The 21,471-nt window shown below is 39.2% G+C and carries 19 protein-coding genes; 13 read left to right on the forward strand and 6 right to left on the reverse strand.

Annotated features, from left to right (window positions below; all coding sequences use genetic code 11):
• The 4 genes from ACMFNG_RS07630 to ACMFNG_RS07645 are packed head-to-tail and all read right to left on the reverse strand — an operon-like array spanning position 1 to position 6,858.
• Complete coding sequence (locus tag ACMFNG_RS07630; protein ID WP_011012130.1) at positions 1-1,068, reverse strand: type II secretion system F family protein; 1,068 nt, start codon at positions 1,066-1,068, stop codon at positions 1-3.
• A 12-nt stretch (positions 1,069-1,080) separates the two neighbouring features.
• The gene (locus ACMFNG_RS07635) at positions 1,081-4,506 is read right to left on the reverse strand and encodes an ATPase, T2SS/T4P/T4SS family (protein ID WP_430515133.1); all 3,426 of its coding nucleotides are present in this window, start codon (positions 4,504-4,506) and stop codon (positions 1,081-1,083) included.
• A gap of 8 nt (positions 4,507-4,514) precedes the next feature.
• Entirely contained in the window at positions 4,515-5,444 is a 930-nt protein-coding gene (locus ACMFNG_RS07640) for a hypothetical protein (RefSeq protein WP_288073258.1), read from the reverse strand.
• Between the two features lie 4 nt (positions 5,445-5,448).
• Complete coding sequence (locus ACMFNG_RS07645) at positions 5,449-6,858, reverse strand: DUF515 domain-containing protein (protein WP_011012133.1); 1,410 nt, start codon at positions 6,856-6,858, stop codon at positions 5,449-5,451.
• A 124-nt stretch (positions 6,859-6,982) separates the two neighbouring features.
• Here ACMFNG_RS07645 and ACMFNG_RS07650 point away from each other — a divergent pair, with 124 nt between their 5' ends.
• Complete coding sequence (locus tag ACMFNG_RS07650) at positions 6,983-7,318, forward strand: TIGR04076 family protein (protein WP_011012134.1); 336 nt, start codon at positions 6,983-6,985, stop codon at positions 7,316-7,318.
• The gene (locus tag ACMFNG_RS07655; RefSeq protein WP_011012135.1) at positions 7,272-8,339 is read left to right on the forward strand and encodes a GTPase; all 1,068 of its coding nucleotides are present in this window, start codon (positions 7,272-7,274) and stop codon (positions 8,337-8,339) included. The genes ACMFNG_RS07650 and ACMFNG_RS07655 overlap by 47 nt, the downstream gene beginning before the upstream one ends.
• 112 nt (positions 8,340-8,451) lie before the next feature.
• Here ACMFNG_RS07655 and ACMFNG_RS07660 read toward each other — a convergent pair whose 3' ends face one another.
• A complete protein-coding gene (locus ACMFNG_RS07660; protein ID WP_011012137.1) occupies positions 8,452-9,585 on the reverse strand; it encodes an ABC transporter permease subunit in 1,134 nt (377 codons plus the stop codon).
• Position 9,586: 1 nt separating this feature from the next.
• A complete protein-coding gene (locus ACMFNG_RS07665; RefSeq protein WP_223208963.1) occupies positions 9,587-10,645 on the reverse strand; it encodes an ABC transporter permease in 1,059 nt (352 codons plus the stop codon).
• 102 nt (positions 10,646-10,747) lie between these two features.
• Between ACMFNG_RS07665 and trm14 the strand changes: the two genes are divergently transcribed.
• The 11 genes from trm14 (at position 10,748) to ACMFNG_RS07720 (ending at position 21,291) form a co-directional block, all read left to right on the forward strand.
• Complete coding sequence (gene trm14 / locus ACMFNG_RS07670; RefSeq protein ID WP_011012139.1) at positions 10,748-11,845, forward strand: tRNA (guanine(6)-N2)-methyltransferase; 1,098 nt, start codon at positions 10,748-10,750, stop codon at positions 11,843-11,845.
• A 94-nt stretch (positions 11,846-11,939) separates the two neighbouring features.
• Positions 11,940-13,067 carry a phosphate ABC transporter substrate-binding protein PstS gene (pstS, locus tag ACMFNG_RS07675; protein WP_011012140.1) on the forward strand — a complete coding sequence of 376 codons (1,128 nt, stop codon included), beginning with the start codon at positions 11,940-11,942 and terminating at the stop codon, positions 13,065-13,067.
• A 13-nt stretch (positions 13,068-13,080) separates the two neighbouring features.
• Entirely contained in the window at positions 13,081-14,565 is a 1,485-nt protein-coding gene (locus tag ACMFNG_RS07680; RefSeq protein ID WP_011012141.1) for an alkaline phosphatase, read from the forward strand.
• Between the two features lie 33 nt (positions 14,566-14,598).
• The gene (locus tag ACMFNG_RS07685) at positions 14,599-15,441 is read left to right on the forward strand and encodes a TIM barrel protein (RefSeq protein ID WP_288073250.1); all 843 of its coding nucleotides are present in this window, start codon (positions 14,599-14,601) and stop codon (positions 15,439-15,441) included.
• A 68-nt stretch (positions 15,442-15,509) separates the two neighbouring features.
• The gene (gene pstC, locus ACMFNG_RS07690; RefSeq protein ID WP_011012143.1) at positions 15,510-16,358 is read left to right on the forward strand and encodes a phosphate ABC transporter permease subunit PstC; all 849 of its coding nucleotides are present in this window, start codon (positions 15,510-15,512) and stop codon (positions 16,356-16,358) included.
• Complete coding sequence (gene pstA / locus ACMFNG_RS07695; RefSeq protein WP_014835305.1) at positions 16,345-17,175, forward strand: phosphate ABC transporter permease PstA; 831 nt, start codon at positions 16,345-16,347, stop codon at positions 17,173-17,175. The genes pstC and pstA overlap by 14 nt, the downstream gene beginning before the upstream one ends.
• Entirely contained in the window at positions 17,172-17,933 is a 762-nt protein-coding gene (locus ACMFNG_RS07700; RefSeq protein WP_011012145.1) for a phosphate ABC transporter ATP-binding protein, read from the forward strand. The genes pstA and ACMFNG_RS07700 overlap by 4 nt, the downstream gene beginning before the upstream one ends.
• Entirely contained in the window at positions 17,930-18,523 is a 594-nt protein-coding gene (locus tag ACMFNG_RS07705) for a PhoU domain-containing protein (RefSeq protein WP_011012146.1), read from the forward strand. The genes ACMFNG_RS07700 and ACMFNG_RS07705 overlap by 4 nt, the downstream gene beginning before the upstream one ends.
• A gap of 62 nt (positions 18,524-18,585) precedes the next feature.
• The gene (locus ACMFNG_RS07710) at positions 18,586-19,125 is read left to right on the forward strand and encodes a phosphate signaling complex PhoU family protein (RefSeq protein ID WP_011012147.1); all 540 of its coding nucleotides are present in this window, start codon (positions 18,586-18,588) and stop codon (positions 19,123-19,125) included.
• 103 nt (positions 19,126-19,228) lie between these two features.
• On the forward strand, positions 19,229-20,113 hold the full coding sequence (locus ACMFNG_RS07715) for an ABC transporter ATP-binding protein (RefSeq protein WP_011012148.1): 885 nt from the start codon (positions 19,229-19,231) through the stop codon (positions 20,111-20,113).
• Positions 20,110-21,291 carry an ABC transporter permease gene (locus ACMFNG_RS07720; RefSeq protein WP_011012149.1) on the forward strand — a complete coding sequence of 394 codons (1,182 nt, stop codon included), beginning with the start codon at positions 20,110-20,112 and terminating at the stop codon, positions 21,289-21,291. Before ACMFNG_RS07715 ends, ACMFNG_RS07720 begins: the two co-directional genes overlap by 4 nt.
• The last annotated feature ends 180 nt before the right edge of the window (positions 21,292-21,471 follow it).

Genomic DNA, 21,471 nt, shown 5'->3' on the forward strand with positions numbered 1-21,471 from the left:
TCACCTGGGTTCAGCTCTCTTAATCATTGTTATCATTATCAAAGATAGCATTGGGAATGCGAATAACATTATTGCCACAAGCCCAGGAATTGATATTACCAAGGTTCTCGAAAGGATTGATCCAGCAAGTATAACAACTATGAACAACGTTGGCATTATTACACTCAAGAACATATACACAAAAGATAAACCATTAATTTTTTGGACGTATTCCATGAGCTTTAACCTGTACTCAAATGCAAATTCATCGGCCATCTTATAAAGGATATCTGCCAAATTTCCACCAAACTTGATTGCTCTTAGTATCTGCTTTGTAACTCTAGTTACATTTTCAGACGCCATCTTCATCTCAAATTTTGATAGAGCATCTTCAAAGCTAGCCCCTTTGTGCATATCTTGGACAATAAGATAGAACTCCTCTGAGATAACTCCATAATCGGCTTTAGCCACAGAAACAAATGCCTCTGCAATACCTATTCCTGCACTTAAGAGAGATGCAATATGTCTCAGAACATAGGGAAGGGCTTTCTCAACCTCCGCAACCCTTCTTCTCCATACAACTCTTGGATAGTATCTCATGTACCAAAATCCCCCTATAAATCCGAGGAGGCTTACCAATATTGAGATGTCAATTGGAAGATATAAGATTAGGGAGAATGCAAATGAAAATATGCCCACTAATATGGCAACTCCAAGCATTAAAGCCACATACCTCTCTCTACTCATGTTTATGTTAGCCCTGTATAAGTCTATGTCAAGTCCTTTAATTGAAGAACTTAGAGAGGAAACTGGACCTTTTAGATATTTTAGAACACCATCGGCAATTCTTTCGGATAGAGAAATCTGTCTAAGAGTCTTCTCACGCCACTCTATGGTATCTTCAATAAGTTTCTCTTCTTCTGACTCTTTTTCTTTCTCTATTTCCTCTCTCATCTTTTTTAAAAGCTCAAGTCTCTCCCTTATTGACATTCCCTCGGTAGAGATTCTACGAGTTGGAATCTCAACTACCTCTAGAGTTTTTCCGCCCAATCTATCTAAGAAATTAATAATTCCCTCTACAATCCCCATAACCCTCCCTCACTAGATGAATTCCTTTGCTCTCTTACTTGTTTCAATTGTTTCGGCTTCTCTTTCAATTTTCTTTAATAGCTCTTCTTCGTCAATATAGAATTCTTTAATGTAATAACCGACCTCATCAATTCTCCTTATTCCTTTCTCTATCATCCAGTCTAAAATTAATCTTCTCTTCTCAATTTCCCATTTAAGTTCTTCTATGCTAAGACCAGTATGATAGGAGAGGGTCTGAATAAATCTACTTGGAACTTCTGTTCTAATTAGTTCATCTTTCGCGGGATCATACTTATAGAGGAAGTTAAGTTGGATACTCTCTCCTTCAATCCCAGAAACTTCTGCTATCTCGGTTATCCTTCTTAGTGTTCCCTTCTTTCTTGAGTGGTATCTAACCTGCATAATAATTATATCCAATGCTGGAATCATAATCCTGGGAACGCTCATTGGAGGGCTCTCAAGCCTAATTATGGTCTCTCTAGCTGAATTAGCGTGAATAGTTCCCATACAGTTTGAGACTAGTATGCCATTTGCCACATAATTGTGGTCGTCCTCAACCGTGAGGTCATAGACGTACTCAATGCCAAGCTCCTTCGGATCAACTTCCTCAACACTTACGACTTCATCCCAGTAAACATCTCCCTCAGCTATCAATTGAAGCCTCTTGGCTCTCACCCAAGCTTCTTCGTTACCCACATCTTTAGCTATCTGCTGGAGAGCAAGGGCAATCCCCTTGAGCGTAGAGCGTCTTATCTCTTTGACCCTTCCCTTTTCTATATGCCTAATTAGGCTTTCAGAAACTTTTTCCCCTGCATAATAAGACGCTAACTTAGACAGCTCTGCAACAGTTAATCCCAACATTTGACGGAGAGGAGCTATCATATCACTGGATATCGGCACGCGGTAAGTTCTTCTTCCCCGATATGGCTTCTTAGTCCTTAATATCTCCATAAGTTTGGCCCTCTTTCTTGAGTGACGTAGGGGTATGAATTTTGCAAATTTAGCAAGATCTTCAACACCACTAATAATTACCCTGAACAGCTCGCCTTCTTTAAACCCTCTGCTCTTTACACGGGAAACTGTACTTATGATCCCCAACCTCTGAAGAACGTACCAAATCTTCCTTGCCACGGTTTCACTCTTTGTTACTAGGACTATGGAGGGCCCATTTTCATCTACGTACCCATCAGCGTCGAAAAGTCCAGCTATGAAGTATCTCATAAGATCGTCATTTGAAAGTACTACCTCTGGAATATCCCACATAGATTTTCTGCCCCTTGGTATTCCAAATATCCTTGAGAGCATTTCAGCAAAAATCTTCGAGCCAACAGTTACAATTGTGTAATCTCCGTTCTTCCTTATACTGGGGACATAGTTAGGGATAAAGTCCGAGACTACAGAGACAAAGGCATCCATGTAAGCTTCGTCGTCAAATGTAGCTGAGATGTAGTATCCATTCGATGATATATACCCATCACCGAGTATAACTCCAGCGAGATAGGATAACTTCTCATCAACTTCTCTGACTAATTTTACAGGATATGAATTTACTGAAAGAAGATATTGGGCCTTTTCTGGAGGAATACCATCGTTAGGAACTTTTATCATACCTTTTCCGTTCGGAACAAGGTAGTAATCACTTATTTTCACGTAAATTGCAGGGTCAACTACAGCTTTAGTTTGAGGAGGTGAAGGAGGTCTCATCATCACTGCAACTCTATCCCCAACTTTGAGCTTCTCGGCCTCTTTTCTGACTACGTCTCCATTGGAGAAGGCAAATAGCGGATGATTTCTAGTGAGGATTATTTCGTTGCCAGTTCTCGTCTTTATGCGTATTAGCTTTTCCCCCTCTCTGACCTTTCTTCTCCAAACTCTTGAGACAACATGTTTATTTGCCTTCAAATCTGGACTAACACTAACAACTTCAAAACGGTCTTCCTCGTTAAGCTCTATGTACTCAAGGTCTTTGTATGTTTTAATTTTCTCGGCATACTTCTTGAATAATTCCTCGACTAAATCTCCTATAAGTACAAATCTACCATTAGATAGTTGGATGACAGAGAAATCGTAAAGTGCTCCATCATGTCCCGTATTCATTGCCGTAAACATTGTTCTTGCTTCAGGTCCACGCACTTCACCCACAATGATTCTGTCTGGACGCATTCTTAAAGTGTTCTTTACGAGGTCATCCATAGTAATTTCTCCCTTCCCTTCAACGTTTGGAGGTCTAGTTTCAAGCCTTACCCAGTGCTCTATTGGAAGCTGAAGCTCTGCAGTGTCCTCTATACTTATTACTCTTTCGCTAGGTGGAATAAACATTGCTAGAGAGTTTAGAGTTGTTGTCTTACCTGAACCAGTTCCTCCTGCCACTAAGATATTTGCTGGCTTAACTCCAAGCCCATCTACCAAGAGCCATAAAAATGCTGCAACTTCAGAGTTTAGAGTTCCAAATCTAATCAGGTCAATAATTGTTAGAGGATCCTTCTTGAATTTCCTAATTGTGAGTGTTGGTCCATCAAGACTTATAGGAGGTAATGTAGCGTTAACTCTGCTACCATCGGGCAATCTTGCATCTAAAAGAGGATTCTGTTGATCTATTCTCCTTCCAACCTCTCTAGCTATCCTTTCTATAATAGTTAAAAGTTCACGCTCGTCTGTGAAGACAATATTAGTCTTACACATGTTGAAACGTCTATGCCACACATAAACAGGCTTGTTTATTCCTATGACCATTATTTCCTCAAGATTATCGTCTCTAACAAGTGGATCAATTTTTCCATACCCAATCATATTCTGAACAATGAGTTCTGATATGAGCTCTACTCTTCCTTCCGATAAGGTTGGGGCCATCTCTTTTACCATTCTTCTTACTTCTCTAAGGAACACTTTCCTCCTTTCCTCAGGATTTGGTATTGATTCTGGATCTATTTGTATTTCAACTATAGCCCTATCTCGAACCATCTTAACAAGCCTTTCCTCTTCCTTACTTAGCTTTGGCATATTAATTTCATAAATAGGAACAGGTTCTCCTTTTACCTTTAAAATTCTGATATTTCCGTAAACGTCTAAGACTCTCACTTCTCCTGCATAGGAGGTAGTTCTTGGTGTTGTGCCCGCTAATATCTCCTGAAGACCCAGAGCCCCTCTTTCGATTTTGGGTTTTTTCTCCTCTCTTTTAGGTTCTTCTTTTTTCAAAATTTCCTCTAATTTTGGTGGACCTCCTCCTAGTAAAGATTGGAGTGGAGATGCCTCTCTTTTCTTTTCTTCCTCCTTAACCCTGCCAGAAAGAATATCTCCTAGTGAGAGGGATTTAGATTCTACACTAACCTTTTTTGGCTTTTCTTCCTCACTCTTTTTTAGTATAGATTCCAAGCTCAAATTATCACTACTAAGTATCTCATCAATCCAGGATTTCTTTTTCTTTTTATCTTCTTCCATGTTCTTTCTCACCTCGTAAACTCCCATTGGAACTTATATTTAATATCAAAGCTTGAATTCTCACCCAATACCACAATCCAGATGGGATAGTCAACTATATCTTCGTTAGTTGTTATACTGTTTTGAATAAGATTTTGTTGTGAGCTCATTGTAGATAATAGCGTATCAGTGTACTCAAAAAGTACAGATTCTTGAGTCAAATTGAATTTAGCATTTTGAACTTGGGATTTAAGATAAGTAGGCAAGAATTTACCCATATACTCAGTGTAGTTCATGTCTGGGTTGGGAGTTATGCTATAGATTTTAGCATCAACTGGAATTAGAGGGAGTGCAACGGCAAACATTGTTTTTGGTCCTCTATTTGTAATAGTGAATTCCACTTCCCCAGAGTATGAATAGATTACTATCTCCGGATCTCTAACTTGGATAAATGATGTTAGATCTACTAAGATTGGATAATTAATAAGGTGGGGGTATACAACCTCACAAAGTGGGCCTACGCCAAGAGATGGGGGATATGTAATTCTCTTTGTTGACCATGTTATAGTGTAGTCGGGATAACACAAATCCGCATAGTCTTGAAGATACAACTCCCCCAAATCCATGGGGATATTTATTGAAAATTCCACCTTTAGGACTTCATGAGGATAAATCCAAAATCCTACCCTCTTATTAAGTATAAGATTTGCCTTTGAAAGCTGAATTAAGTCTGTTGTGTTGTGAAGAAGATATTCATCTCCCTCTCTAAACGTTTTGAAATCATATGTTGGATTTACGGCTATAAACTTTGGATATTCACCAGTATTTACGAGAGTAACGTTCATTGTAAGCTTGAGGAAAGGTTGCAAATCAATATTGTTCAAAGGCTCCTGCGCTAATACAGGAGTGTTAAGTAGCAAAAAGGAAATAAGAGCAAATATAAGTATTCCTTTCCTCATGTTATCACCTCGAGACTTTTGCTACCACAATGGAGTCTTTCCAGTTAAGAATTTCGGGTACAAATTCACTTGGAACTTCAATTATTACTAGCAATCTTGTATCTTCTGGTAATGCCAAGAACTTAAATTCTTGTTCTAGATCAAGCACTTCCCATCCATAATTGCTCAATTGAGCCCTAACAGATTCAGGAGCCTTTATCTTTCCTGCCGCTATAGCCTTGAGAATTTCCCCTAAGTTGACTGAATAGGTATAAGTTGAGGACAAACTCTCGCTTGTGGTTTGTGTTACAGAAGATTGGGTCTGGGATTGCTGAGAATTCTGATAAGTAACATCACCTGGAGAGTAACTCGTCGATGATATTTGTTGGGAGGATGTTGAAGATGTAGAAGACGCCGTTGTTGTTTGTTGCTGTGATTCACTAACCGTTATCCTACCAGCATCAGTTGAGAGTAGTGCTGTAACAACGTATCCCTCAGGTACAATTTCTCGGAAAGTCGTTCCATTCTTAGCATACACCTTCACTTCATCTCCTGGGGCAATGAATCCTCCAACTACGTTCTCCCTGCTGAGAACTAGAGCGACTTGCACTAGTTCTACTTTTTCAACGTTATATTCCAATAGCTCACTTAGACTGCCAATTCTATTGATAATAAGCTTTGCCTCTTCCTTTGTATACATCCTCTTTTCCTCACCTTTCTTTAAGATGACCTTAGAGGTTGGCATTGAGTCAATCTTGTAAATGTATACCTCTTTCCAAAGAGGTAGCAGATAATCTTCTACATTAATGCTTAGGACTTCATCTTTGGTTTTTGCACTATCTACCTTAGACAGAAGATCGTTGAGTGTACTTACTATTTTCTTCTTAATTTCATCGGGAACTTCTACTTGCAATAAAGGACCAAATGCTGCTTTTATAGACTCTTTTGTATCATTCTTAAGTTGCGCTAACTCTTTGGCCAATCTCTCCTGTTCAGCTCTAATTCTCTCTTCTTCAAGCTCTTTCTTTCTTTGTTCACAGATTTGGTTTACGTTAATTTTTTCAAGCTCTTCAATACTTTTCGCTGCCATTATCTTGTTTATGAGCTGGAATTTTACTGTATCGTTGGCCAATTCTCCCTTAAAGCAAGCATTTACCTCTGCTATTTTAGCATTTTTTGCATTTTCAAGCTCCCTAACAGCTTTGTTTTCAAAATACATATATATAGCAAAAACACCCGCAATTATTATAACTGATAACACAACAGCACCAATGATGACTCTTTTTCTTCTTTCCTTTTCTCTAAGGGTCCCAATCCTTGAAAATCTTCTTCTTGGAGGTTTAGCAGGAGTTGGGGTTGGAGTCTCTTCTTTACTCTCAGCTATTTTTCCCAGTTCTCTCAATCTTCTAATCTTAGCTTCGATGTCTTCCGCCACTGTCAACACCACCGTAGTGATCTTTAACTCTATAACATCTATTTATCTCTTCCTTTATTTAAGATTTTGCTAATAATGATCTCACCCAAATCAATTTAAATATTTTCATCACGAAACTAAATGCATGGAGAGAGTAATAATAAGAGTAAGAGAAATTAGAGGAAAATGCCCAGTGTTTAAAATTGGAGACAAAATGGTAATAGATGGTCCAAAAGTGAACCTCAAAGAAACAGATGCAATTTGCACACACGCATTTGCCTCTCTAATTCCATACTTAGTAGCTCTAAGAAAAGGCGTAAAGCCGGAAGAGGTAGGTCTCGGAAAGAATGGAAAAGCATATGTTCAATGTCTAGACCCAGGTCCCCCCTATACTGAAGGTGGAACAGTGATATTTGAAATTGAGGTGGTCAGAAGTGAAGCAGAAGAAGGCATGGGCAATAGTAAAGGAGGTCATCAATGAGGCAGATATAGTTGTTGAGGTAGTCGATGCTAGGGATCCCATAGGAACCAGAAACAGGAAACTTGAAAGGATGGTTTTAGAGAGCGGTAAAAAGCTTCTATTGGTTATGAATAAAGCAGACTTAGTCCCTAAAGACTGGGCTGAAGAATATAAGAGGAAAAGCGAAATTCCAGTTGTGTTTATTTCAGCTAGAGAAAGGAAGGGAACTGGTATCTTTCGAAAGGAACTGAAGAAATTGGCTAAAGAGATAGACAAAGAGAAGGTGAAAGTCGCTCTAATTGGATATCCAAATGTCGGGAAGAGCACGATAATAAATGTGTTAAAAGGTAAACATGCAGTTGGAACAGCTCCAATTCCTGGGTATACGAAGGGAAAGCAACTCATAAGATTAACTAAAAGGATATGGCTACTAGACACCCCAGGTGTTGTTCCAATAGATGACTTTGATGAGTTAGTTATTAAAGGAGGATTTCCGGCAGATAAAATCAGGGATCCTGTAAAGCCTGCATTAAAGTTAATCAAGAGAATTCTTGAAACAAGAAAAGAAGCTATAACAGAGAAATTTGGAATTGAGAAGTTTGAAAACGAGGAGGAAATTCTAGAGGAGATAGGAAAAAGAAGGGGTCTTATAAAGGCGGGTGGTGAAGTAGATATTGAAGAAACCGCAAGGTGGTTTCTTCGTGAGTGGCAAACTGGAAGATTCACTTTATTTGGAAAAGAAGAAAAAAGAGAAGAGGAATATTTGCCAAGCTTTCATGATATCCTTGAATACATCAAAAAAGAGAAAATTACAGAGCCCAGGATGATACTATGGAAGTTTGGAAAAAAGCTAGAAGAGTATTTGGGAAGTGAAAAGAGGCTTGGGACAATCCAAATAGATGAATTCACTGTAGCAATAGCTACGGGATTTAAGAAGTGTCCAAACGCATTGAAGTTTATCGAAAAAGTCACTGGAAAAACAGTAATCTCAGCAGAATGCTTTGGAAAGAAATGGAAGGGAATAGTGGCAATTCTAGAATAATCATTTGTTGGAAGAAATTAAGACAAAACTTGCACTTAAAGCTGCCATAAAAAGGCCTGGGGGAAGTATCCACCACCAATACCCGCCATAGATTGCTCCCTCATTCATTGCATCAATCATGAAAGACCCCCCAATTAGTCCCTGGAATAAGGCCAAAGAATCCAAGAACGGAGACAAGAGCAACCATCTTTGGAAGAAGAATAGTGAAGTGTCTGAAAGAGAATTCTCTAATAACTGGAAATATATGCCTTCTTATAATCCACAACGAGCTAGCACCTACACTTATTGAGGCTTTGACGTATTCACTTACTTTTTCTTTCATAACTATCATTCTAACTGTTTTTGCAAACTTTCCTAAGGATAGAATGGCGATAAAAAGCATTAAAACCAACGGGTTTATTTCTACTTCGAGGCCTACTCCCTGAGTTGATGAAAGCCAGACAAGAAGGACAAGGAAAGGAAGCATTGGAAGAGCTATCAAGACCTCCAGCAAAAAAGTTAATAGTCCAGCCACTCTTCCCTCGAAATAGCCTGAGAGAAGACCTAGCAAAGCTCCTAAGACTACTGTGATGAAAGTAGTGGAGAATGCAAAATAGAGTGTGTTGTTCATTCCTTTAACAAATCCAACCCACATGTCTCTACCGTAAGAGTCTGTTCCCAGGATGCCATAGCAAGTTCCAAGGATTTCAACAAATGACGTGGAGTTTCCCCTTATTCGAATTTCAAATACATATTCTCCTTTGAGGGTTTTTCCTTTGTAGCTAGAAAAAAGAAGCTTAGTTGGAGGAGTGAAAACATATTCTTCTCTGCTAAGATTGAAAACACTAGAAATGGTAGAGATTACCTCCATTCTCATGTCGATGTTCAGAGTTAAATTGCTACTTATTGCAGTGTCATTGTAAAGAGGAACCAATATTCCATCAGGTCTTAGAACTACAATTTCAACCTTTTCTCCCTGGGAAAGATTATAAAACCTAATGTCACTTGGTTCGTCTTTGTATGTGTGATTGTAAAGGAATTGATACATTCTAAAACCATCTCTTTCAATCTCTGAACCCTTTAGGAAAACTGTGGGTGTTCTCTCACTAAATAGGCAGTACCAAGATGGATAGGCTTTTTTGGGATTGTTTCTCCAATAATTAGTGTTTACCCAATTGGCAATTTCATCACTACTTACACTGAGATTTGACAAAACTACAAAGAGACCCAGGAGAACAAGCAATACTACTCCGATTTTCCTCTTCATTTTAGCTCACCCTCGGATCAAGTATTCCTTTAAGGAGTTCGAGCAGAAGTGATAGTATGAAAGATATGGCAGATATTAAGAGAGCAACTACAAAAAAGAGGCGATAGTCAAAACTTATCACGACCCCCACATTTGGCACAACTGTTCTAACAAAGCTCGCTTTAAAAAGCGTTCCAATTCCACCAAGGCTAAAGAGCACGTCTATGACAATATAATCTGTGAACATCTCAATAAATTTTTGAACAGTAAAAGAGCTTAGAACTATGGAGACATTTTTAAGTACGTGTTTCCAATATATTACTTTCTCGGGTAACCCTTTAGCTTTTTCTGTAAGAATATACGGCTTTCCAATTTCATTTCTAACTTCATAAGCAACAGTTATCGTGAATTCCCACACATAAATGAGGACCAATGTAACAATGGGTAAAATAATGTGCCAAAGAAAATCTAGAAAAGCCAAAAAGCCTTTTTCGGTTGGGAAACTTCTTAGACCTCCAACTGGAAAAATATTAATCTTAACTGCAAAAACAGCTAGTAGAATTGCTCCGACCCACCAAGAAGGGATTCCACTAAAAAACCGAGCCAGTCCTTCAACAGTTCCCAGGTATTGACTATTTGCCAGCTTAAATCCTAATGACAACGCTAATATAATAATTAAGGCTATGGCAAGCCCCATAACGATAAGGGTAACCTTTGTTGCATGGATAATGTCATGTTTTGGATTTTCTCGATAGTATGCAATACTTTTTCTAAGTAGGTCAATACCCATAAAAAGAAGATTATCAGCTCTAATCCCTTTTGCCTTCGCAAGTAGACGATAATAGTACTCTTCAACAGTTATGCCTTCTCTAGTGGCATTTTGCTTGAGCTCTTCATAAAAACTCGGGTTCTTTACTTGAAAAGTGAGGACAGCCTCATTAACGTACTCCCAGGTTAGCCTATTTGCTGTAATACCGGCAACTAGGATTATTGCAAGAAACACACAGGCGTAAACTGCCGCTACTTTCATGAGAGTTTTAGTGGGAAATTTCATCTCATTACCTCTACTTTGTTTCGTCATTTTGTTTAAAGTTTTTTACATATTAAAAGTATTTTTGTATTCAGCCGCTTGAAAATTTAGATTTGAGAAAATTTAAAAGATAGCCCTAAAGTACTTTGAACTATGAAGTTTTTGCTCACAACAGCCCAAGGGATTGAGGATATAGCTAAAAGAGAAGTTTCTCTACTATTAAAAAAGCTTGGAATTTCGTTTCAAATAGAAGAGAAGCCTTTGGGTATTGAAGGAAGGCTGCTACTTGAAGCTGAAAAAGCTTACTATGTGGATGAAAAGGGAAGAAAGAGAGAGTTGAGCATTTCAACTTACCTTAATGAGAATTCCCGACTTCTTCACAGAGTTATTATTGAGATCGCGAGTGAAAAATTCAATGGGATTGAAAAAGATGAGTCAGAGGAAGCCTTAAAGAGAATTAAGGATTTTGTATCATCACTTCCAGTTGAACAGTTCGTAAAGGTAAGTGAAACATTTGCTGTTAGATCATTTAGAAAAGGTGACCACAATATAACTAGCATAGATATTGCTAGAACTGTTGGTGAAGCTATTTTTGAGAGGTTATCGCGTTTTGGAACTCCTCTGGTGAATCTTGATCATCCAGCAGTAATTTTTAGGGCAGAGCTAATTAAAGACGTATTTTTCCTGGGAATTGATACAACTGGAGATAGCTCACTTCACAAAAGGCCTTGGAGAGTTTATGATCACCCAGCCCACTTAAAGGCAAGCATAGCAAATGCAATGATAGAGCTTGCTGAGCTTGATGGAGGGAGTGTTTTGGATCCAATGTGTGGAAGTGGTACAATTCTAATTGAGCTCGCTCTAAGGAGGTATTCTGGAGAAATCATTGGAATTGAGAAGTATAGGAAGCACTTAATCGGGGCGGAGATGAACGCTCTTGCCGCGGGAGTTCTGGACAAAATTAAATTCATCCAAGGGGATGCCACTCAACTTTCTCAATACGTTGACAGTGTTGATTTCGCTATAAGTAACCTTCCTTATGGGTTGAAGATAGGAAAAAAGAGCATGATTCCAGATCTCTATATGAAGTTTTTTAATGAATTGGCAAAAGTTTTGGAGAAGCGTGGCGTCTTCATAACTACTGAGAAAAAAGCAATAGAAGAGGCAATAGCCGAGAATGGCTTTGAAATTATCCATCACAGGGTGATTGGGCATGGTGGGTTAATGGTTCACTTGTATGTAGTGAAATAGAGAATATATATCTATATAGATTCTTTGTTCAGATATGTTTTATTTCGACAATGCTTATATTTTCTGAATTTTCTCTATTTCTTGGTGATGTATCGTGAAGAGGCTAGCAACAATATTTATTATTTTTGCCTTGGGGCTTTCCTTAGTGGCAAGCGGTTGTATATCCGAGGGAAATGCATCCAATGTCCCTCAAGCAACTTCTAAAACTGAGATAATAACGATTCGCACAACAGGTGCAACTTTTCCCCAATATCAGCTCCAAAAGTGGATTAGCATATATACAAAAAAGAACCCAAACGTTAAGATCGAGTATGAAGGTGGTGGAAGTGGGCATGGTCAAGAAGCATTTCTAAAGGGCCTTACAGATATAGGAAGAACAGACCCCCCAGTTAAAGAATCCACGTGGAAAAAGTTCCTTGAAACTGGTGATCAGCCCCTTCAGTTTCCTATAGTTGTCGGTGCTGTAGTCGTCGTTCACAATATTCCAAATGTTGATGAGCTAAAGCTCGATGGAGAGACCTTAGCGAAAATCTTTATGGGCCAAATAGAGTATTGGGATGATCCAGCAATAAAGTCCCTTAATCCTAATGTAAACCTTCCTCACGAAAAAATAATAGTAATTCATAGGAGTGATTCGAGTGGAACCACTGCAATTTTTACCACTTACTTGAGCTTAGTCAGTGAAGAATGGGCCACAAAAGTAGGAGCCGGAAAGACTGTGGATTGGCCAGTTGACAAAGTTGGAAGGGGAATTGGTGCAAAAGGCAACCCAGGAGTTGTTCAGGCCTTAAAGAACACCCCATATAGTATAGCATACACTGAGCTATCTTTTGCAATAGAGGAAAATCTCAAGATAGTAGCACTCAAAAACAAAGCCGGAAACTTCGTCAAACCTACCGAGGAGACAATAAAAGCTGCAGTAGCCGCAGTTAAGGCCTTTATACCCGATCCCGCTGAGGGGTATAAAGAGGATATTAGGCAACTTCTCAATGCTCCCGGAGAAAATTCATACCCGATAGTTGCTTTTACACACTTTCTCGTCTGGCAGAATAAGGGAGGAAAGCACTACAGTAAAGAGAAGGCTCAAGCGATTAAGGACTTTCTTAGATGGGTTTTAACAGAGGGACAGAAACCAGAGAATATTGCTCCAGGCTACGTAGGTCTCCCACCTGAAGTTGCCGAAATAGGTCTTAAGGCAGTTGAGATGATAGAAACAGGTTAAAGGAGGTGAAAAAATGAAGAAAATAACTATTAGTAGTTTGCTTCTACTTTTACTTATTTCTACCAATTTGAATCTCGCATACGATTCCCAAGAGAGCGGTATTAAAAATATAATAATCCTCATTGGAGACGGCATGGGAATGAGTCATGTCCAGATTACAAAGCTTGTTTATGGTCATCTAAACATGGAAGAGTTCCCAATTATTGGATTCGAACTTACTGAGTCATTAAGTGGGGAAGTTACGGACTCCGCTGCAGCAGGAACTGCAATAGCAACTGGAGTCAAAACATATAATCGAATGATTTCAGTTACTAACATAACTGGAAAAGTTACAAATCTAACTACCTTGCTTGAAATAGCCCAGGTACTTGGAAAATCAACTGGACTTGTGACTACTACTAGAATTACACACGCAACCCCTGCAGTATTTGCTTCCCACGTTCCTGACAGAGATATGGAAGAGGAAATAGCGAGACAGCTCATAGCTCACCGGGTCAACGTCCTATTAGGTGGAGGGAGAAAGAAATTTGACGAGAATACCCTAAAAATGGCAAAAGAACAGGGATATAATATAGTCTTCACGAAAGAAGAGCTCGAGAAAGCAGAGGGTGAGTTTATTCTAGGGCTTTTTGCAGATAGCCACATTCCTTACGTATTGGACAGAAAACCAGAAGATGTTGGACTTTTGGAAATGACTAAAAAAGCAATTTCAATACTAGAGAAAAATCCAAATGGGTTCTTTCTCATGATTGAAGGGGGCAGAATTGATCATGCAGCTCATGAGAATGATATAGCATCAGTTGTTGCAGAGACTAAGGAGTTTGATGACGTTGTTGGATATGTTCTTGAGTATGCAAAAAAGAGGGGAGATACACTAGTAATAGTGCTGGCTGACCATGAGACAGGGGGGCTTGGATTAGGTCTAACATATGGAGATGCAATTAATGAAGATGTCATCAGGAACATAAACGCTAGTGTGTCGAAAATTGCTAGTGAAATAAGGGCAACGAATGACATAAAGAGAGTTATCAAAAAATATACTGGATTCGAGCTAACAGAGGACGAAATTAATTACATTGAGGAAGCTATAAACTTAGCAGACGAATATGCGCTTCAAAATGCAATAGCTGATATTATAAACAAACGCGTTGGTGTAGGTTTTGTATCCCACAAACATACAGGAGCTCCTGTTTCACTTCTAGCCTACGGCCCAGGTGCAGAGAATTTTGCAGGCTTTTTACACCATGTAGATACGGCAAAGCTAATTGCCAAGCTAATGCTCTTTGGGAAGAAAGATATTCCCGTTACCATCTTGGGAATAAGTGGAGTTAAAGGAGATATAACCGGAGACTTCAAAGTGGATGAGCAAGATGCATATGTGACCTTAATGATGTTGCTTGGGGAAAGGGTAGATACTGAACTTGAAAGGAAAGTCGACATGAATAATAACGGCATAATCGAGTTGGGAGACGTGCTCCTGATTCTACAAGAGTCCTAACTTCTCATTATTTAATTTTTTTGGTGATGAATCATGAAAATAGGTGTTAATTCGTATATAGTGAGGGAAATAACTGGAAGAGGATTTTCGTTAGATGAACTTAATGTTGACTTTGTAGAGCTCGGTTTTGATGACGCTGAGATAATAAAGAATGATGGAGAAATAAATATGAAAATCCTCAAAGACTTAAGTGGCCTTGGAATAGAATTTACCATTCATGCGCCTACATCTGACGGAAAAAACTTTCCTATAGACTTTGGAGAATATTTCCCAATAGACCTGGGCACATATAGAAAAACCCCCATTATAAAAAGAATGAAAAAAATTATCAAAGTTGCAGAATATCTTGATGCAAGTGTTATTGTTGTACATGGGGGAGATATAAAGGAAAGCTACACAAAGGCATATGTAAATACTCTAAGAAACCTTAGAGAACTGAAGCCCATAACAGAGGATAGTGGAGTTAAAATAGTGGTGGAAAATCTTTTTGAAGGCAGAATTGGAGCATTACCGCACGAAGTTCTCTCATTTGCAAAAGAGGGCTTTGAAGTGTGCTTTGATATAGGTCATGCTTTTCTAACTGCGATACGCACGGGTCTTCGAGTGGATGAGTTTGAAATGCTTTTCCCCTACACAACCCACCTCCATTTGCATGATAATAATGGTTTCCGAGATGAACACAAACCAATAGGAGAAGGAATTATTGGTTTCTCCTACGTTGAAAGAGTTCTTGAACTAACAAATCCTGAAAGAGCTGTTTTAGAGATTAGAAGATACAACAAAGAGAATTCCGTTCTCTTAAATGTGGAGGTTCTTCAAGAAATAAGCAGAGACTTTTCTCAAATGAAAAGGCTAACAGAGGTGGTGGAGCCTTGAAAAAGATTGATATATTTAAAATTGCTACATATCCAGCAGTTATCATAGTTTTTTTGTTATTTGCTGGGATGCTCTTCCTGTATTTTACTAATGCTCTTCCAGCACTTCATAAATATGGTCTTGACCTATACTTAAAAAACGTCTGGAAGGCAGCAGAGGAACCAAGTAAAGAAGTATATGGAATAGCAGCGGCCATATGGGGAAGTATTTACACATCTATTATAGCAATCATAATAGCCCTTCCCCTATCGGTAGCCTATGCAATATTTATCGTTGACTATGCACCAAAGAAGCTGAAAAACTTCTTCACAATACTTTCAGATATAATGGCTGGCTTACCGACAATAATCTACGGAATATGGGGAGCATTCTTTTTAGTTCCCTTCCTAAGAGATCTAGTTATGAAGCCTCTTTATAGATATTTATCGTTTTTGCCCTTTTTCTCCTATCCCCCTGTTGGAGGTTATAGCTACTTTTCAGCTGGTGTTTTACTGGCCATAATGATCACTCCCTTTGCCTCGGCTATAATAAGAGAGGCCTATAACATGGTTCCCTTAACATACAAAGAAGCCATTTACTCTCTTGGAGCAACAAGATATGAGGCAACAAAAATCTTACTCGGATACATAAAGCCTGCCATAATTTCTGGAACCATACTTGCCTTTGGAAGAGCTATTGGCGAAACTGTCGCAGTTTCCCTTGTAATAGGCAACACCTTTAATATTACACTAGCCCTATTCGCCCCAGGCTACACTATTTCATCTCTAATAGCTAACCAGTTTGGCAATGCCTTCATATATGAATACATGACTCCTGTTCTCTTTGCAGCAGGGTTGACTCTCTTCGTAATTGGACTGGTAGTTAATGTTATTGGTCTTAAAATCCTCAAGAGGTGGGAGGAAAGTGTTAGGCTTTAATAGAAAGATGCAGGAAAAGATATTCTTCTTTAGTATTGGCATTCTAGCCACTTTAACTTTCATCCCACTATTCCACATAATAATAACTGTCTTGCTTAAGGGTCTTCCAGTTATATTAGAAAAGGGCTCAAAGTTCATCACAGGAACTCTCAGCGAAGGAGGTATTGGTCCCGCGATAGTTGGAAGTTTCGTTCTCACGTTTTTGTCTGCACTTCTAGGTGTTCCGATAGCCTTTCTTGTTGGAGTCTATGTCTACGAAAATCCAAGGAGCACTCTTGGTCGGTGGGTCAAAACTCTTCTCCAGATAATGATAGAGTTCCCAACAATTCTTGTAGGAGTTTTCGTAATGAGAGCCATAGTTGTTCCTATGGGAACTTATTCTGCATTTGCTGGAGCTTTGGCACTGGCGATAATACTTACTCCCTATGTAGCTATCTACACGCACGAAGCCTTAAGAGAAATTCCCCAAACTTACAGAGAAGCGGGCTTTTCCTTAGGGCTCACTAGAGCAAAGGTCATCTTTAGAGTTCTAGTTCCAATGGCAAAACGTGGCATCTTGACAGGTATCCTTATAGGAATGGCCAAAGCCGCTGGAGAAACTGCACCATTGCTCTTTACTGCTGGAGGATTATATGAAAGTTATCCTTCATCTATAACTGAGCCCATCGGTGCTATACCTCTCTTGATTTACCAACTCGTTCAAAGCCCAAATCCCGCAGACCACGCTACAGCTTGGGGTGCTTCTCTTGTTCTTCTTGCGATTTTTCTTGGAATATTTATCCCAATACGCCTCAGCTTAAAGGAGGTGAAACTATGAAGTTTGCAATAGAAACAATTAATCTCCACGTATATTATGGAAGAAACCATGTGCTTAGAGGGATAAATCTCCAGATACCTCAAAGGGGTATATTCGCTATAATGGGGCCAAGCGGTTGTGGAAAAAGTACGTTATTGAGAACATTTAACAGACTCATAGAGCTGAATCAAGATGCAAGGGTGGAAGGAGAAGTTAGGATATTTGGAAAGAATATATACTCGGAAGATGTTGACCCAATAGAAGTAAGGAAAAAGGTAGGAATGGTTTTTCAGTATCCAAATCCTTTTCCTCATCTGACCATATATGAGAATGTGGCTATTGGGGTTAAGCTAAATAAATTAGTTAAGTCTCAAAAAGAGCTAGATGAAAGAGTTAGATGGGCCCTTAAAAAAGCAGCTCTTTGGGAAGAGGTTAAAGATAGGCTAAATGACTATCCTGGAAACCTCTCGGGCGGCCAAAGGCAAAGATTGGTTATAGCAAGAGTTCTTGCAATGAAGCCAGATATTCTTCTAATGGATGAGCCTACAGCAAATATTGATCCAGTAGGAACAGCAAAAATAGAGGAACTTCTTCTAGAACTCAAGACAGACTACACGATAGTTCTTGTTACTCACTCACCTGCCCAAGCTGCAAGAATTGCTGATTATGTAGCGTTCCTTTATTTAGGCAAATTAATAGAGGTTGGCCCTACTAGAAAGGTATTTGAGAATCCAGAGCATGAATTAACCGAAAAGTACGTTACGGGGGCTCTTGGATGAAGAAAAAAGCTTTGGAAAAAGCTCGGAACCTCTTGAAAACAGAAGGTGACTATGTAATAAATAGCATGGAGCTTTTAAACACAGAAGCACGTGAAGAAATTGAAAACATTCTATGGGAAGTTGCCTATATCAGTGAGAATCTCAACGACATTCTAATAGAAATACTCCTTCGATATCATCCCATGGCAACCGAGCTTCGCTTTGTCAGGTCAGCCCTCAATGTAAATTACGATCTCTACAGAATGATGAGGCACTTATCACGAATTGAAGTTTTGCTTAAACTCCACAAATCTGAAGAACAGGGAAATCTTATAGAAGAGGCCATGAAACTTTTCCGTCCCTGGGTTCTCAGAGGTATTGAAGCACTAACAGAGGATAAGAAAATTCCAATAGATGAACTTCCATTTTTTGAATTTGAGTTTAATGAACTTTGGAGCTCTTACATTAGAACAAAGGATCCATATGTTGTAGGAACTTTAATACACCTAGAGAGCTTCTTTAGTTATGTGAAAAACATTCTTCGTTCCGCAGTTTATTATTTTCTCGGCTCTAGGGGGGTTGAGGAGACTCCGATGTTATACCTTGTGTGAGGTGATAACATGAGAAGACTCCTTGATATTGGTAAGGAGCAACTAAAAAACTTCTAAGGGAAATGGGTAAAGAGGCGATAAAATCCTTAGAAAGTGCAAGAAAGAGTCTCAGGGGAGAACTTAACTCAGCAGTGGAAATCTCGAGTAAACTTCACATTCTTAGAAACGAAGTCCTTGATATAGCAACTGAGCTTCTCATAAGATATTCCCCAGTAGCGGGAGATCTTCGCTTCATTCAGAGCTCTATAGATGTTTCTTATGACCTATACAGGATTTCTCGCTATGCTATGGAAATAGAAAGGACAGTCAAAATAGTTAAAGCTGAGGAGAGCGATATTCTCAAAGAAGGGTTTGAATTAACAATTGAAGCCGTTAAAACTGCAATAAAGGCTTTTGAAAATTTGGATGAAGTTTTAGCTGGAAAACTTTTAGAAATAGACAACAGAGTTGATGAGTTGTATATTATTTCCCTTAAAAACTTGAAAGATCAAACTTCATCTCCTGTTGAAGCACTTATAATGCGCCATCTGGAAAGAATAAGTGATCATGCAAAGGAAATTGGAGCAAGAGTCGTTTATGTAAAAGAGGGGAAGAGAATATAGCTACCAATATTCCTTTCCTTTTTTGTAAATAATCCGTCTGAATCCCAGAAAAACAACAAGCTTTTTTAGAAGCTTTAACTAATTTCCAAAATAGTGAGAGAACATGATCATTGCACTTGAGATAAAAGGTCTTAAAAAGCGCTATGGTAACGTTGAGGCTCTAAAGGGAATTACTCTTGAAGTCTATGAAGGAGAGATATTTGCCCTTCTTGGCCCTAATGGGGCTGGAAAAACAACACTTATAAGAATTCTGGCAGAGGGATTGAAATATGATGAAGGTGAAATTAAGGTGTTTGGAAGGACTCTTTCAAGGGAGACAAGGCGGTTAATAGGTTATGTACCCCAGGAAAGCATAGCCTATGATCTTCTAACTGTAAAGGAAAACCTTGAGTTCTATGCTGACATATACAACGCTCCTCGTGAGAGGATAAAAGAGCTTATCGAACTTTTCTCTCTACCAGAGAAAAAGAAAGCGAAGGAGTTGAGTGGTGGATTCAAGAGACGCTTAAACTTAGCAATTGCTCTCTTATATGATCCTAAGATTCTAATCCTAGATGAGCCAACAACGGGACTAGATGTGCCTTCAAGGAGAGATTTCTGGGAAATCATTCGAGGGTTCAAAAAGGATGGAAAGACTGTTCTTCTTGCCACTCACTACATGGAGGAGGCAGAAGAGCTTGCTGACAGAGTTGCCATAATGAATGAGGGGAAAGTAATTTCCATTGGAACGCCCGAAGAGCTGAAGAGGCTTATTGGTGAGGAAAGCATAATAACGATTAAAGGTCTCCTAAAAGGTTTGGAAGAGATAAGTTATCCCTTTATTGAAAAAGATAACGAGATAAGAGTTCGAGTTAGGAATCCAAGAGAAGCTTTGCCTAAAATAGTTGAGAATCTTATTAAAGCTGGAAGTATTATAAAGGAAATTCGAGTTGAGGAGCCAACACTTGAAGATGTTTTTATAAAGCTGACTGGGAGGAGGTTAGAATGAATTTAAGAGCCATTAAGGCTATCCTCATAAAGGATTTGAAGGAAATCAGGCGTGAAAAGATGGTGGTATTTTGGATATTTGTTTTCCCCCTAATGTGGGTCACCCTTATGGGGGCTCTGTGGGGTGGCCCAGGTTCTCCCGTAACTGTTGATGTAGGTGTAGTAAACCCAGGAGGAAATATTTCTACTCTCATAACGGAAATTATGGAAAATTCAACTATTAATGGAACACAGTTGTTCAATGTTAAGCTGTTTCCCAATGCATCCTTGGGCATTGAGGCATTAAAACATGGTAGTATAAAAGCTCTTGTTCTCTTTCCAGAAGATTTTGATATCAACATAACCTCTGGATTGCAGGGAAGAGTTCTTGTTTATTTTGATAAAACTGATCCTCAGAACTATCAAATAGTAAGTTCAATAATTAGAAGCTTCTTTTCCGAGGTTGGAAGGGAATTCAGGGCTAGAAAAATAGAAATGATGATGCAGTATATCCCAACAGAATATAAGGAGTATTTACTCGCGACTGCCGAGCCCATAGTGCTTGAAGAGAAAATTATTCACGGGGAGAGCGGGAGAGGAATAAAGTTCTACGTAACGAGTTTCATAGGAATACAGTTCTTCTTTGCAACGATGCTCATGATAGGAGGCTCCGTGCTTGAAGAAATAACTAAGGGAACGCTAAGAAGGATAGCAGCCTCTCCAACGACGCCCTGGGATTTTTTAATTGGAAAGAGCCTTTCAACCTTAACAACCATAATTGTGAGTATAATAATAGGAATAGGGTATGCAAGGGTAGTTTTTGGTGCAACACTTTTCCCAAGTCTCTTTGGTTGGGCGATTATATTCACGGCTGCAGTCTTTTCAATGAGCCTTGGATTGGCCATTGTAATGCTCACCAGGAGTGAGAGGTCAACGCCAGCTGTTGTAAACCTTGTTTCCATGCCTCTTCTCTTCCTAGCTGGTATAGTAATCCCAGAAAGCATAATGCCAGAATGGGCAAGGCCCATAGCCCACTACTTCCCCCTAGGAAGGGCCCTAAAAGTGTTGAGGCTCTCGGACATCTATGGAAGACCCCCAGGAGAGCTTGTAGGGGACTTCATCTACGTTCTCATATGGAGTGTTCTAATGGCAATGGTCGCAGTGGCCAGCTATGCGTGGGCCATAAGGAGGATTGATTGACATCTTTACCCTCGATTTCCGCCTTATTGGATCGTAAGTTATTTCTAATTTTCCCTGTTTACCCTTGAGCTGGACTTCCAAGCGTTTGAACTTTCAAGGCCTTTCCAAACTTTCGAGCCAATAAGAGTTAACTCTTTAAGGATTTTTATCTTGACTTTTGAAGGTTGAAGCTCGGATAGA

Source organism: Pyrococcus woesei (assembly GCF_050496105.1).
Lineage (GTDB): Archaea > Methanobacteriota_B > Thermococci > Thermococcales > Thermococcaceae > Pyrococcus > Pyrococcus furiosus.

Excerpts from the sequence above, each read along its gene's own strand:
- ACMFNG_RS07630 (WP_011012130.1), bottom strand. The coding sequence starts at position 1,068 with ATGGGGATTGTAGAGGGAATTATTAATTTCTTAGATAGATTGGGCGGA.
- ACMFNG_RS07635 (WP_430515133.1), bottom strand. The coding sequence starts at position 4,506 with ATGGAAGAAGATAAAAAGAAAAAGAAATCCTGGATTGATGAGATACTT.
- ACMFNG_RS07640 (WP_288073258.1), bottom strand. The coding sequence starts at position 5,444 with ATGAGGAAAGGAATACTTATATTTGCTCTTATTTCCTTTTTGCTACTT.
- ACMFNG_RS07650 (WP_011012134.1), top strand. The coding sequence starts at position 6,983 with ATGGAGAGAGTAATAATAAGAGTAAGAGAAATTAGAGGAAAATGCCCA.
- ACMFNG_RS07660 (WP_011012137.1), bottom strand. The coding sequence starts at position 9,585 with ATGAAGAGGAAAATCGGAGTAGTATTGCTTGTTCTCCTGGGTCTCTTT.
- ACMFNG_RS07665 (WP_223208963.1), bottom strand. The coding sequence starts at position 10,645 with ATGACGAAACAAAGTAGAGGTAATGAGATGAAATTTCCCACTAAAACT.
- trm14 (WP_011012139.1), top strand. The coding sequence starts at position 10,748 with ATGAAGTTTTTGCTCACAACAGCCCAAGGGATTGAGGATATAGCTAAA.
- ACMFNG_RS07680 (WP_011012141.1), top strand. The coding sequence starts at position 13,081 with ATGAAGAAAATAACTATTAGTAGTTTGCTTCTACTTTTACTTATTTCT.
- ACMFNG_RS07685 (WP_288073250.1), top strand. The coding sequence starts at position 14,599 with ATGAAAATAGGTGTTAATTCGTATATAGTGAGGGAAATAACTGGAAGA.
- pstC (WP_011012143.1), top strand. The coding sequence starts at position 15,510 with ATGCTCTTCCTGTATTTTACTAATGCTCTTCCAGCACTTCATAAATAT.
- ACMFNG_RS07700 (WP_011012145.1), top strand. The coding sequence starts at position 17,172 with ATGAAGTTTGCAATAGAAACAATTAATCTCCACGTATATTATGGAAGA.
- ACMFNG_RS07705 (WP_011012146.1), top strand. The coding sequence starts at position 17,930 with ATGAAGAAAAAAGCTTTGGAAAAAGCTCGGAACCTCTTGAAAACAGAA.
- ACMFNG_RS07710 (WP_011012147.1), top strand. The coding sequence starts at position 18,586 with ATGGGTAAAGAGGCGATAAAATCCTTAGAAAGTGCAAGAAAGAGTCTC.
- ACMFNG_RS07715 (WP_011012148.1), top strand. The coding sequence starts at position 19,229 with ATGATCATTGCACTTGAGATAAAAGGTCTTAAAAAGCGCTATGGTAAC.
- ACMFNG_RS07720 (WP_011012149.1), top strand. The coding sequence starts at position 20,110 with ATGAATTTAAGAGCCATTAAGGCTATCCTCATAAAGGATTTGAAGGAA.